Origin of the sequence: Accumulibacter sp., from assembly GCF_029255125.1 — a bacterium.
Classification (GTDB): Bacteria; Pseudomonadota; Gammaproteobacteria; order Burkholderiales; family Rhodocyclaceae; genus Accumulibacter.
On sequence record NZ_JAPUVR010000012.1, the window covers coordinates 1 to 12,747 of the forward strand.

The 12,747-nt window shown below is 65.1% G+C and carries 9 protein-coding genes and 1 pseudogene; 7 read left to right on the forward strand and 3 right to left on the reverse strand.

The window, feature by feature from the left end:
- Window positions 1-2,303, reverse strand: a pseudogene (locus Q1L59_RS00455) (DEAD/DEAH box helicase); the annotation flags it as partial.
- A 550-nt stretch (window positions 2,304-2,853) separates the two neighbouring features.
- Window positions 2,854-3,366: a GGDEF domain-containing protein gene (locus Q1L59_RS00460; RefSeq protein ID WP_300327332.1), complete on the reverse strand. Its 513-nt coding sequence runs from the start codon at window positions 3,364-3,366 to the stop codon at window positions 2,854-2,856.
- Between the two features lie 442 nt (window positions 3,367-3,808).
- On the opposite strand from Q1L59_RS00460, the gene Q1L59_RS00465 reads away from it, so the two are divergent.
- A complete protein-coding gene (locus Q1L59_RS00465; RefSeq protein WP_300327333.1) occupies window positions 3,809-5,815 on the forward strand; it encodes a ParB/RepB/Spo0J family partition protein in 2,007 nt (668 codons plus the stop codon).
- A gap of 68 nt (window positions 5,816-5,883) precedes the next feature.
- On the opposite strand, the gene Q1L59_RS00470 is transcribed toward Q1L59_RS00465, so the two are convergent.
- Window positions 5,884-7,071, reverse strand: a complete 1,188-nt coding sequence (locus Q1L59_RS00470) for a phage integrase N-terminal domain-containing protein (RefSeq protein WP_300327334.1) — start codon at window positions 7,069-7,071, stop codon at window positions 5,884-5,886.
- Window positions 7,072-8,271: 1,200 nt separating this feature from the next.
- Here Q1L59_RS00470 and Q1L59_RS00475 point away from each other — a divergent pair.
- The 6 genes from Q1L59_RS00475 (at window position 8,272) to Q1L59_RS00500 (ending at window position 12,564) form a co-directional block, all read left to right on the forward strand.
- Window positions 8,272-9,315, forward strand: coding sequence for a PRTRC system protein D (locus Q1L59_RS00475; RefSeq protein WP_300327335.1), 1,044 nt, complete (start codon window positions 8,272-8,274; stop codon window positions 9,313-9,315).
- Between the two features lie 23 nt (window positions 9,316-9,338).
- Complete coding sequence (locus Q1L59_RS00480) at window positions 9,339-9,590, forward strand: hypothetical protein (RefSeq protein WP_300327336.1); 252 nt, start codon at window positions 9,339-9,341, stop codon at window positions 9,588-9,590.
- 7 nt (window positions 9,591-9,597) lie between these two features.
- Window positions 9,598-10,071 (forward strand): CFI-box-CTERM domain-containing protein, encoded by a 474-nt coding sequence (locus Q1L59_RS00485; RefSeq protein WP_300327337.1) that lies wholly within the window; start codon window positions 9,598-9,600, stop codon window positions 10,069-10,071.
- The gene (locus Q1L59_RS16670; protein WP_366145601.1) at window positions 9,969-10,616 is read left to right on the forward strand and encodes a PD-(D/E)XK nuclease family protein; all 648 of its coding nucleotides are present in this window, start codon (window positions 9,969-9,971) and stop codon (window positions 10,614-10,616) included. Before Q1L59_RS00485 ends, Q1L59_RS16670 begins: the two co-directional genes overlap by 103 nt.
- A gap of 98 nt (window positions 10,617-10,714) precedes the next feature.
- Window positions 10,715-11,785 carry a hypothetical protein gene (locus Q1L59_RS00495; RefSeq protein ID WP_300327339.1) on the forward strand — a complete coding sequence of 357 codons (1,071 nt, stop codon included), beginning with the start codon at window positions 10,715-10,717 and terminating at the stop codon, window positions 11,783-11,785.
- Window positions 11,779-12,564 (forward strand): hypothetical protein, encoded by a 786-nt coding sequence (locus Q1L59_RS00500; protein ID WP_300327340.1) that lies wholly within the window; start codon window positions 11,779-11,781, stop codon window positions 12,562-12,564. The genes Q1L59_RS00495 and Q1L59_RS00500 overlap by 7 nt, the downstream gene beginning before the upstream one ends.
- The last annotated feature ends 183 nt before the right edge of the window (window positions 12,565-12,747 follow it).

The window sequence follows — 12,747 nt, forward strand, 5'->3', positions numbered from 1 at the left end:
TGCACATTGAGCGCGCACTGCACGAGCTCGATCGCGTTCATGCGCGAGGTGCCGAATTCCTGGGTCACCTTCACGTTCTGCCGCGCTTCCCACTCGCCGTACTTCACCGACCAGGCGCCGGCTTCAGCCGAGTAGCCCACCTGGCAGTCCTTGAGTTCCAGGACTTGCTGGATGAACGCCTCGACATCGAGGGCCGGAATCCACACCGCCCCCAGGCGCGGCTCGATGGCCGCCGGTGGCAGGTCTTCCGGTTGCACCTGTTCCAGCGCGTCGATGTTGCGCTGGTAGGTACTCCCTGAGAGCACCGCCTGCTTGAGCTTCGCTTTCACGTTGCCCGACAGGTAGTCGTCGGCGGTCTTCCACTCTCCGTCGGCCGGGTCGAGGAAAACCTGCCCCGCGCCGGCCAGTGCCTCCAGCACCGCCGCTTCGGGTGCCGCAAGCAGTTCGGCCATGTAGGCCGGATCGACCCGTCCGCGCCACTGGATGGACGCAGCCAGTGCTTCGGCCGGTTCGCCCGCGGTGCTCGGTTCGACGACCCGGGTCAGCGTGCGCCGGGTGAACAGCGCAGCCTTGCGGGCCGTGTCGGCCTCTTCGTCGTAATGCTCCAGCGACAGCAACAGCGGATAGTCCGGGTCGCGCCGGAACGCGAGCGCATTGGCGCGCGTGGACAGGCAACCGTAGCGCGACACAAAGCGCTCGTAGGTCCCATTGAGCATGGCTCGCAGGTGACCCAGCCGGCCGTCGCCCTCATCCGCCAACTGCGCATCGAGCAGGGCCCGGGCGTGGTCGCGGATGGCACACAGACCGGTGACGCGGGCCCGCTGCGCGGCATTGAGCTGGTCATGGACATCGACCATCTCGCAGCCCTCGACCCGATGCACCCGCCCCTGGTGGAGACGGTAGCTGCCAGGACGGGCACCGGCCTCGGCCGGGACCACCACTCGCAGCGGGGCGGCCTTGTGCGCCACCGGCCGGTAAGCATCGGCAGGCAGCAAGGCGATGCGCTCGGCCAGGGCCGCCTCCAGGTCGCCCTCGAACACGGCGATCGGTACTTCCTCGTAGCCATTACTCTCGCGGCGGATGCGGCCAATGCAGAACTGCGGGTGCTCGGCGTACCACGCGTTGATCGGCAGGTAGCGCTCGTAGCACTGGGGATGCCGGAGACTATCGGGCACCGTGCCCAGCTTCAACCATTTGGCCTCGACCGCCTCGCCCCGATGCCACTTGCGCAGGAACAGGATGTCGGTCTGCACCTCGGTGGACGCGATGCCGGCGAAGGTGCCCTTGGGCAGCCGGATGGCACCCAACAGGTGAGCCTGGGCGGCGATGTACTCGCGCACCGCGTCGTACTGGGCATCCATCGTGTGGCTACTGGTGATGAAGCACACCAGCCCACCGGGGCGCACCAGGTCGAGGGCACGGCCGAAGAAATAGTTGTGGATACTGAAACGGGCATAGGCCCGGTTGCCCACGTCGGCGACCTTGTACTTGCCGAAGGGGACGTTGCCGATCACCAGGTCGAACCAGTGGTCGGGCAGCGGGGTTTTCTCGAAAGGGGAAATCCGCACATCTACGCCGCCGGGCGCGTAGAGCGCCTTGAGGATGCGGCCGGAAACCCGGTCGATCTCGACGGCGGTGATGCTGCTGCGCTCGGCCAGATTCCGCGGCATGGCGCCGATGAAATGGCCGATGCCGGCGGAAGGCTCCAGGATGCGCCCGCCGGTGAAGCCGAAGCGCTCCACCGCTTGCCATATCGCCTCGATCACGGGGACCTCGGTGTAGTGGCCGTTGTTGACTGAGGCGCGCGCCGATTCGTAGTCCTCAGCGGGAAGCAATTCCTGCAAGCGACGGGAGCGTTCGGCCCAGGCGCTGTCGGTGGCTTCGAGATTGAAGCTGGCGGGCAGGCCGCCCCAGCCGGTGTAGCGCTGAAGAACTTGGCGATCATCCGCACGGGCCGGCCGGCCGTCGGCTTCGATCTGGCGCAGAAGCGTGATTGCTGCCAGGTTGGCCTCGAACTTCGCGGTTGGGCCGGTCATGTGCTCCAGGTCGGCGCGGATCAGTTGCGGCCAGAGGATGCGCGGGGCAGCCTCGGTCGCGGTGGCCACCACCCGCCAGTTGGCGCGGACGGTGTCCACAAACTGCTCTTGCTCGACGTCGATGAGGTTCTCGACGTGGATGACCTCGACAGGCTCGGCGGGCTCGCAAGAAACGGAAAGGCAAACCTGCTCTGCAGGGCGGGGCAGGGCCGGGGCCGCCGGGTCGAACCCGGGCAGCCACAGGGAAGGCGCGGTAGGACGGGCCATCGGTGTGTTCTCCAAGGAAAGCGGGGAACACAACGCCCCATCGGGGAGGCGGGCTCCCCGGGTGGGATGGGCAAGAAAACGGTCGTGGACGACCGGTTGGCGATGGGCCAGACGTACGCGACCGGGCCGGGCTTCATGGCGAAGCCGGCATATCGGGTACGAGGCGGCGAGCGCCAAGGGCTTGGAAACCAGCCGACGAACGTCGGCCGGCGCAGGGCTCAGTTCAGCGTGGTGCGCGGAACCAGGGGCAGGCATCGAACGCTGCCACAACAAAAATGCGGGTAACGACCGCAACGCCCGAGGCGACTCGGGAGCGCTCGAACGAGCGCGCGTTGGCCGAAGCCAGATGCCCTAACAGTGTGCCGTCCGGCGAGCGGCCGTGCGCACCGGTCGGCCAGTCGCCTGCGAAAACCCTGGTGGAGCCGGCGGATTGCGGGTGGCAATGGGGTGAGCGGCCATGAGCCACCAGCAGTGAGGGGTTTGATGCACGTCCAATCGGGTGGAGTCCAACGACGCCGGCATTTTGTGTGGCACGCGGTCGAGGATTCGACTATCCGTCGCTTCCCGGTTCAGCGATGGCGATGGGAACGGACGCTGAAGCGGTCTGTCGGTCGCACGCGTTCGCCTGCGCAGACCGCGTCGGTGGAACGCTCAGGCGGACCATCGCCTTGCCCAGTTGCTTCGCATCGAGCAAGGCGGCATCGGCACGTTCCAACACCTGCCCCAGCGATTCAGCCGCATGAAGCTCAGCGACCCCGGCAGAGAACCGCAGCGGCACGGCGCCACCCGGCACTGCCAGGGGTGATCCGGCGAGTGCTTGCTGCAGGCGTTCCAGCAGCAGGCACGCATCGTCGCCGCTGCAATTCATCAGGATCAGGGCGAACTCGTCGCCGCCCAGCCGCGCGATCGTGTCGGCGGGGCGCAGATGCCGGCGCAGCGTGGCGGCGAAGTGAACCAGCGCGGCGTCGCCGACCGGATGGCCGTGGCGGTCATGGCCTTGAAGCCATCCAGGTCGATCATCGCGCAGCAGGTCGACATCGCCATCGGGCCGTTGCCGGCCCACCGATCGCAGGCGCGCCGGAATCCACGACGGTTCAGGAGCGGAGTGAGATCGTCCTGGTGAAGCATGTGCTGCGCCTGTTCCAGCGCCCGCTCCAGACCCGCGATGCGCTGCATGACGACCGACCGCCGATGTCGTCGCTGGAAATTAGAATGCATGAAGGCCTGTGCGGGGTGCGGAAGAGGGCCTCAGCGTAGTGGCCGGCGGCAAGGGCGCCCAGCAGGAACGGCCGGTTTGGCGGCACCGTTTCGAGATCAGGCACGACACCGGCGAGCCGATGGATCGAGGACAATGCCATTCGACTTACATTGCCTCTGCCGTCCGTGCCCGCGCATCACTTCTGACAGCGACGCCCGGAGGCTTGAAGTGCGGGGTTGGGATGAGATTCTGGACTCATGGACATGCCCTTCGGCATGCCTCCTTCAACCGTTCAGGAGCCCTCCGCATGAAATTCACGAAAGCCGAAATCGACGCCATCATCGAAGCGTCGCCCCGTACCTTCGTTCCCTTCAACAAGCTGGTCCTCTCGCAGGACTATCAGGCGCGCGCCGGTGCCAGCACCCCGAAGATGAGCATCGCCGAACTCGCGGCCTCGATCAAGGAATGCGGCGTGTTGCAGAACCTCGTCGTCGTGCAGGGCGCACGCGGCCGCTACGAGGTCTGCGCGGGCGGTCGCCGGCTCGAAGCGCTGACCCTGCTGGTGGGCAGCGGCGACCTCGCCGACAACTACCCCGTGCCCGTGCTGATCGTGCCGGCCGACCGGGCGCTGATCGCCAGCCTGTCGGAGAACTGCTTCCACATCCCCCTGCATCCCGCCGACGAGTTCGCGGCCTTCGCCAAGCTGATTGGGCAGGGCAAGTCGGTCGAGGACGTGGCTGCTGCCTTCGGGGTCACTCCCCTGGTGGTCAAGCGCCGCATGAAACTCGCCACCGTCTCGCCCAAGCTGATGACGCTGTTCCGCGAAGACCAGATCGGCTTGGACTGCCTGATCGTGCTGGCCTCGGTGGATGATCACCAGAAGCAGGAGCAGACCTGGGCCGCGCTGCCGTCGTGGAACCGCCGTCCCGACTACCTGCGCCAACTGCTGACTCAGGGTGAGATCGAGTCCGACCGCGATGCCGTTGCCAAGTACGTCACCCTCAAGGCCTATGAGAAGGCCGGCGGTGCGCTACGGCGCGACCTCTTCAGCGACGACGACAAGAAGGTCTACCTGCTCGATGCGGCCCTCCTGGAAAAGTTGGCGACCGACAAGCTGCAAAAGCGAGCCAAGCAGATCGCGGCCGAAGGCTGGAAATGGGTCGATGTCCGAGTCCGTTATGCCTTCGACGAGTACGTCAAGTACGGCGAACTGCGCAAGACGAAGCGCCAACCGGATGCCGAGGAAGCGGCCGCCCTGGAAGACCTGGATGGTCGCATCGCGGCGCTGCACGCGCAGATGGAAAGGCTGGCCGACGAAGACGGCGACGAGGAGACCTTCTACCGGCTCGAAGGCGAAGCCGAAGGGCTGGAGGAACAACGCAAGGCGCGCGACGAGGCCCTCAACGTGTGGCCGGCCGACCTGATGGCCCAGGCCGGCTGCGTCGTCCATATCGGCCACAACGGCGCCGTCGCGGTGAAGTACGGCTTGATCCGCCCCGACGACCGCAGCGACATGCTCCAGGCCGCCCGCCACGCCGCCGAAAACGGCACCGACGAAACACTGATGTCGCTGCCGTCGGCCAAGACCCGCCCGGTGCATTCCGAGAAGCTGGTGCGTTGCCTCACCGCCCACCGGGTCGCCGCCGTCCAGGCCGAACTGCTCGCTCGTCCCGACGTGGCGCTGGCCGCGATCACCGCGCATCTGGCGCAGAAGATTTTTCGGGGCAACGATCTCTACTATTGCCGCTCGGAGAACGTCTTCGCCATCAGCGCGACCGACAGCCAATCCGAACTGCGATCCGCCGCCGAGGACATGGTGGCCAGTGCCGCCTGGGCGAAGCTTCAGGCCGAGCGCACCGCCTGGGCCGAGCGGCTACCGGAGAACCTGGAGGACATCTTCCCGTGGCTGCTCGCCCAGGAGCAGGCGACGGTGCTCCACCTGCTGACCTTCGTCGTTGCGGTCACCGTCACGGGCATCTCTGGCACCGAACCCGAGCGGCAAAGCAACGAGGCGTTGGCGCAGGCCTTGGGGCTGGACATGAGCCAATGGTGGACGGCCACGGGGGCGTCCTACTTCAACCACGTCTCCAAGGCACGTGTCCTCGAGGTCGTCACCGAGGCCGTCGATGCCAATGCCGCCAGCCCGCTGGCCGCGCTCAAGAAGGATGCCGTGGTGACGGGGGCGGAACAGACGGTGGCCGGCACGGGCTGGTTGCCCGCCTGCCTGCGCATCCGCACGGCCGAGACCAGGCCGACTGAAGCGGCAGCGGACGACACGAGCAGGGTGCCCGGCGAGCCAGCCCTGACGGCGTGAGGCACACCGCAAGGCTATGCCGGGCGGCGCAATCGTTCCCGCCCGGCACCGCCTTGTCCGGACGCCGCTCACACCGGCACGGCCGCCCCGTCGTCATCATCGCCCTTCGGCTCGGGCGAGCCAACCGGCCGGCCACCTGGCTTGACGATCGTGCCGATGTAGGCGCCTGCGGCTCTTGCGCGTGCATGCCCTGCCAGTTGCGACACCGCCAGCCGCGCCGCCCGATCCAGTTCCGGTGATACCGGCCCGCCACCCCGGACCGGCGACGGCACGCCAGCGACATCTTCATAGGCATCGTTAAGAACCTCGTGGCGCAAGCCATGACCTGTCGCCCCCCGCTTGCGCAAAGTGATGCCGAATTTCTCCAGGACGTAGTCCAGCCGCCGCAGGTTACGCTTCAAGTCCCGACGCGGATCGCCCATGTGGGCGTCGCGGCTGTCGACCACGCCTTGGGCAAACTCCAGTGCTGCCAGATGAACCGGACTGTCCAGGGGAATCCAGCGCACCCGGCCGCCCTTGCCCTTGACCCATGCATACCGATCCGCCTGCTGCTGGTTCTCTGGCAGCCCGGTCTCGCTGAACGGCATGACATGCTGGAATGGCCGGAACTGCACCGACTCTTTGCGCCGCAGCCCCAGGGCCGACATCAGCCGCAGCGACGCGCCGACACGGAGGTCGAACTTGCACACCTCGGCGATCACCGCCTCGGCATCGATCCCTTGGGCGGTCCAGCTCTTGTCGCGCTGGGCGGACTCATGGCGCTGGTACTCCTCCAGGCTCAAACCGTAGTGGCCCGGCTTGCGCACGAAGCCATGCTTGCCCATCCACATCGCCAGCCCCCGCAGGAAGCTCAGGTAGGTCTGGATCGTCGCCGGCGCCAGATGCGCCTGCTGCCAGACCTGCACCATGGCGTGGATGTGCTTCTGCCCGAGGTTGCGCGGGTCCGGTACTGTCTTGAAGCCCGCCTTCTGCTTCAGATCGCGGAAGAAGCGCCGCAGAAACTGCCCGCGTTCCTGCCGCGTCTTGTGCGAGACGGTTTTCTCCAGCGCCGTGTGCTGAGTGTTGAAGAGTTTGATCAGGACCTCCAGCACCTTGAGCGGCGGCGCCTTGCCCGGCTGGTAGCGGGCGAGGATTTCCTGGGGTGTCTTTCCCGCCCAACTCTGGGGGCGAGCGGGTTGTTGCTGGCTGGAACGCCCGGGGCTGGCAGGTTCCTGCACCCGGCGGCGAGAGGTACGGCGAAGAATGGCGTCGGACATGGTAATGGCTCCATGGTCGAAAGCCCGCCGCCCGAACGGCGGACCGATGTTGGCGATGAAAGTGGAATCCAGGGCAACTCCCGGCGGGACGGATTCCGTCGCCCACGCCGGTCAGTGGTCAAGAACTTCGGCACCGCGCGCGACCACGGCGTCGCGGCACCTACCCAGGGGGTTCGTCGGCCAGCGCGTCTGCGCTCGCCAACTCGGTCGGTCTTAAAAACGAAACGGGTTGATCCGGCCCATCCGTGCATTTCTGCAGCCATGGGGGTGGTGATGCCGGCCGGCCTCTGGGGCGTGGCTTGGGCATCGGCGGCGAGGTCAGGCCTCGCGCCATCTGGTGGATCGGTTCTGGAGTCGTAGCGCCATCCACTCGCATGGGTCCGCCCCTGACCGAAAGTCCAGGGCGGTGTCGAGGGTGTGAGCGAAGACGCGCGGGGAGCCCAAGCGGGCAAACACGGCCGCGCGCTGCGTGGAACGCGTGCTCAAAGGATGGCGGGAACAGGGGCACGGCATCGGGTGCCGGCCGGGTGCTCTGTTGTCCGTGGTGCGCTTCAGGGAGCGCCCAGCGATGAACGCTGGCCAAGCCAGGGACATGCACTACGAGAAAGACCTCGGGACCGCCGCCTCAAGGGCGACGGCATTGCCGGTTCGAGACCGGCGCTTCAAGGGCAGGTAACGACTGCGACGCCTTTTGCTCCGCGATGGAGCGGGGCCAGGATGGCCCTCGGGAAACCGTAGTTGACGCCAAGCGGGGAGGGCGGTCAAGCGGGCGGCTCGAAAGCGCGGCGATTTGCGGAGGATTGCGGGTGGCACTTGCGCGCCCGGGAGATTGCGGTAAGGCGCATTTATTGTCGCAAAGCTGCGGGCAACGAGGCGGCGGGCGGGCTTGACGGGGGAAATCTCTGCCTCTGGTCCTGAGCGGGGGAACTCAGGGTGATGCTCGCGCGCGGACCGCTCTGGCGGCAACTGCCGCGCATGGGGTTGATGCCCGCTATTTGAATGAGAGCGTAGTGACACACACGCAGCCCCGCTGGGGGATGACGCTTTCAGGTGTCAGCGAAATGTCCGTGCATCGCCGGTTTGCTGACAGCGGGCCGAGCCCGATGCCGAAATCGGCCTCTTTGAGTGGGGATTTCGTGTGGCGGGATCAGATCGCCCTGCCGATGCTGATCGACCTGAAACCTACCTCGGAGTCTTGCCATGGAATTGATCGTCAGAGCGGTGGATGTCGGATCCGGCAACACCAAGTTCGTCACAGCCGCAGCCGGTACCGACATCCGCTGCGCCAGTTTCCCGTCGGTCGCTTATCCGTCGAGCGACGACTCGCCATCGTGGCCGGCGAGCGAGCGCAAGAAGACGGTGTGCATCCCCATCGGCCCGCTGTTCTACGAGGTCGGGCCGGATGTGAGCCTCGCCGCCGACACCTTCCGCGCCAAACAACTACACGACGAATACACCGAGACGCCCGAGTACATGGCGCTGCTGCGGGGGGCGCTCAGCATGATGAAGCTGAGCCGCATCGACTTGCTGGTGGTCGGCCTGCCGGTGGCGCTCTTCGCGGTCAAGAAGGCGGCGCTGGAGAAGGCCATGACCGGCCGGCACGACATCGGCGGCGGCAAGGCCGTGACCGTGGGTAAGGCCCTGGCCGTGCCCCAGCCGCAAGGGGCGTTGGTGCACTACGCTTCCGAGCACCAGAAGATGGCGATCATCGGCAACGAGCAGAGCCTGATCATTGATCCGGGCTCGCGCACCTTCGACTGGCTGGTGGCCCGGGGTATGCGTTTCGTGCAGAAGCAGAGCTACTCCTTCAACCGCGGCATGTCCGATGTGTTGCGCCTGCTGGCGGCCGAGATCACCAAGGATATCGGCTCGCCGTACCGGGACTACGACGCGATCGATCTGGCGCTGCGCACGAGCAAGCAGCCGGTGATCTTCCAGAAGCCCTACGACATGAAGCGCCTGCTGCCCCTGGCCGAAACCGTCGCCGAGCAAGCCGTCTCGACGATGAAGGAGTGGATCGAGGCGCCGCACAGCCTGCAGAACATCATCCTGGTCGGCGGCGGGGCGTTTCTGTTCCGCAAGGCGGTGAAGGCGGCGTTTCCGAAGCACCGCATCCATGAAGTGAGGGAACCGATGTTCGCCAATGTGCGGGGCTTTCAACTGGCGGGACAGAACCACGCGCGCAGCGTGATGGTCGCCACCGGGAAGGAGCGGGGCCAGGATGGTCCGGGAGAAGTCGAATGAGTATCGAAACCGGAAAGGACCCCATGCCCATTCGTCTCGTCTTCGAACTGGCGCGGGCCGACCATCCGCGCCTGTATGACGACCTGATCCAGTTTCACAAGGGCACGAAACGGGTCAATCGCCTGCGCGTGCTGGCCTACGATGGCTTGCTGGCGCAGAAGGGTGTGTTCGCCGGGATGAGGCCCGGCTTGCCCTATCAGCCTTCCGCAAGTGGGGCGCAGGAGGGCAATGGCGACATCACCAACGACATCTTCGCGCCAGCGATCGACGGGTGAGGCGGCCATGGGCAAGCGATCGCTCCGGTCAGCGGATGATCGGATGGTCAATGCTTCGGACCTGGCGCAGATGGGCCGCTGCGAACGGCTGGTGGTGTTCGAGCATATGCATGGCAGCCGGCGCACGGCCTGGCAGCGGGAAGCCCGGGCGCGCGGGCTGGTCGAGCACGAGCAGTTCTATCGGGAAGGACGGGTGGCTTCCGGGCTGGCCGATCGGAAGGGGCGCTGTTTCATCGCCACCTGCGTGTTCGGCGAGGCTTGGCAGACAAAGATGCTGCGCCGGTTCAGGGACGAGGTGCTACGACCCAGCGCTTGGGGACGCCGGGTGATCCGCCTTTACTATCGCGGGGCGCCCGGCCTCTGCGTCGTTCTGCGCCGATGGCCTGCCTTGCAAGTTCCAATGCGCATGGTGTTGGGGGCGATAGCGACGGCGCTTCGGTGCTGGTCAGGCTTGCGTGGGGACGGCAAGTGTCGGCACTAACATGGGGCGTCGGTTGCGCCGTTGCTATCGTGTGCCTCGCGCTTGTCATTGCGCGGAGGCAATCAGTTGAGACCCATGCCGCTCAGGCTGAGCGGGCCTCACGACCGGCAGCGCTGCGGGATGCCGAGTTGGTCTATATGGAAAGACTGTTCCGGATTTCCACGCCCGTCGGACTGGTGGCGAGACTTGACCGAGCATACCGGATGCCCTCCGGTCTGCTCGTGTTGGTGGAGTTCAAGACTCGCTGGAGCAACCAGCCCTTCCTGTCGGACGTGATCCAGTTGTCCGCCCAGAGGATGACGGTGATGGGGCAGACGGGGCAGTCGGTGGCCTCCTACGGGTATGTGATGGTGAAGGCGCCGACCCGGCGAGCCTTACCGATCGCGCATTTCGTCAAATTGATGACTGGCGAGCAGGTGGTTGCGTTGGTCAGGAGGCGGGAAGAAATTCTCGCGGGACGTGGTGTTTTGCCTCGCAAGTCCTCATCCCTGAAAACGTGCGATTCGTGTGCGTTCCGGGCGGATTGCGATTCGGGCGACAGATAACCGTACGCCCGACTGTAGTGCGAACTGCTGAAGAAGACTTGCTTGCCGAGGGCTGTCGATCACCGATCATCGAAGCGTGCGTGTAGAGGATGGAGGAATTGGATACCTTTGTTTTGCACGATAACATTACCTGTGTTATCGTGCGTAATATTGGTTACCTTGGTCGTTTATCCATGTTGGCCCTCGCTACCGCCGTTCGACACTACCTCCACGAGGTCTTGGGTATTCCCACGCCCAGTGTGAAGCCGTGGGCGCGAGAAAACGAGTTGCCGTACTTCCTGCGGGACACCTTTCAGTTCGGGGAGATTGAACTGCTGGGACATTCCATTGTGCTGGCAATGGTACGTACTGAACAAAAACAGTCTCTCAGCGAGGTTCGAACGTGGTTGCACAAGGTAAGGGCGTTGGCCGGACAGCCAGCGGTTTACGTCACAGATGCCTTGGCCTCCTACGAACGTCGACGGCTGATCGAGCAAAAAATCCCGTTCATCGTTCCAGGCAACCAGCTCTATTTGCCGGACTTAGGCCTCGACCTTCGTGAATACTTCCGGCAGCGCTCACCAACGGCGCAGTCAGCACTGAGTCCTTCCGCGCAGGCCATGCTGATCACGGCCCTGCTGCACCAGCCTTGGCAGGCCGAATGGCAACCTTCGACGGTTGCGGTCGCCTTGGGCTATACGCCGATGACCCTGTCGCGCGTGGTCAAGGAACTGACGGCCGCCGGACTTGCCGCCGCGTACACCGTGGGCCGGTCTCGCTGGCTGCGCATGGAGCAGCCTCCACAGCAGACATGGGAGCGGGCAAAGCCTCTATTGCGAACTCCGGTCAAGCGGACAGTCTGGGTGCTTGATGAAGACCCCATGGCCAAGCAGTTGGGCCGATTGGCCGGCCTGAGCGCGCTGGCGCACTACTCAATGTTGACCGAGCCCAGGTGGCCGGTGTACGCCCTAAGCGCCACGGAATGGAAGGCGGCGAGCGACGCAGGCCTGCAGGAGTTGCCCGAACCCGTTGCCGGTGCACGTGAATGGCAGTTGTGGAGCTACAGCCCGGCGTTGTTGCCTGGCGCGGCCACGGTTGACCCGCTCTCGCTGACGCTCAGCCTGCAAGGCAACGCGGATGACCGCATCCAACTCGCACTGGACGAACTGAAAGGGCAACTGCCATGGTGAGAGGGCTGGATGTTTTCCATGGCTGGTTCGCGGACTACGCCGACCAATACGTTTTGATCGGTGGCACGGCCGCCAGTTTGACCATGGAAGAGGCCGGGCTGGCGTTCCGCGCCACCAAAGACCTCGATATCGTCCTGCACGTCGAGGCGCTGACTGCAGCCTTTGGCCAGGCCTTCTGGAAGTTTGTCGACGCCGGCGGATACGAGATTCGCCAAGCAAGCGATACGGGAAAACCGATCTTCTATCGATTCCAGAAACCCGCTGATGACCGCTACCCGGCGATGGTCGAATTGTTCGCGCGAGCACCCCACGGATTGCAGCCGGCCGAAGGCAGTCGACTCACACCGATACCACTGGACGAAGCCGTCTCCAGCCTGTCCGCCATCCTGTTGGACGAGTCTTATTACGCATTCATCATGACTGGACGCCGTGAAGTCGGTGGTCTGCCGTGGGTGGGCGAAGACCGCCTGATTCCGTTGAAAGCGATCGCGTGGCTAGACCTCAACACGCGGAAAGAGCAGGGCGCCAAGGTGGACGCCAAGGACGTGCGCAAGCATCTCAACGATGTGCTGCGCCTGTCGCAACTGCTGGCGCCCGCGACGCGCATTCCGCTTGACAAAAAAATCGGCGATGACATGACGCAGTTTCTTACCGTGGTGGCGTCTGATACCTCGATCGACCCGAAAGCGCTGCAACTCGGCAATGTCACTGTCGCCGAGTTGGTGGCCCGCATCGCCCAAGCGTATGAACTCGATGCGCCGGGGCAGGTGAAGGGATGAGTCAGATACGACCGATGGCAGAGCAGGTGAAGAAAGGCGAATGCGTGACTATGACTTTAGTTGAACTAAAGCGCTGCGCGCTGGTGTAGTCACCCCAGCGCCCTTGCTCTCTCCTCCGTCGCTCCCGGCGTTGGTTCTCGCTCTTACCCCGACCGCTTGAGGTCTCGACGCCTCGCTTCCCAA

Coding starts and splice junctions, on each gene's coding strand:
- Q1L59_RS00465 (WP_300327333.1), top strand. CDS start 3,809: ATGAAATTCACGAAAGCCGAAATCGACGCCATCATCGAAGCGTCGCCC.
- Q1L59_RS00470 (WP_300327334.1), bottom strand. CDS start 7,071: ATGTCCGACGCCATTCTTCGCCGTACCTCTCGCCGCCGGGTGCAGGAA.
- Q1L59_RS00475 (WP_300327335.1), top strand. CDS start 8,272: ATGGAATTGATCGTCAGAGCGGTGGATGTCGGATCCGGCAACACCAAG.
- Q1L59_RS00480 (WP_300327336.1), top strand. CDS start 9,339: ATGCCCATTCGTCTCGTCTTCGAACTGGCGCGGGCCGACCATCCGCGC.
- Q1L59_RS00485 (WP_300327337.1), top strand. CDS start 9,598: ATGGGCAAGCGATCGCTCCGGTCAGCGGATGATCGGATGGTCAATGCT.
- Q1L59_RS16670 (WP_366145601.1), top strand. CDS start 9,969: ATGGCCTGCCTTGCAAGTTCCAATGCGCATGGTGTTGGGGGCGATAGC.
- Q1L59_RS00500 (WP_300327340.1), top strand. CDS start 11,779: ATGGTGAGAGGGCTGGATGTTTTCCATGGCTGGTTCGCGGACTACGCC.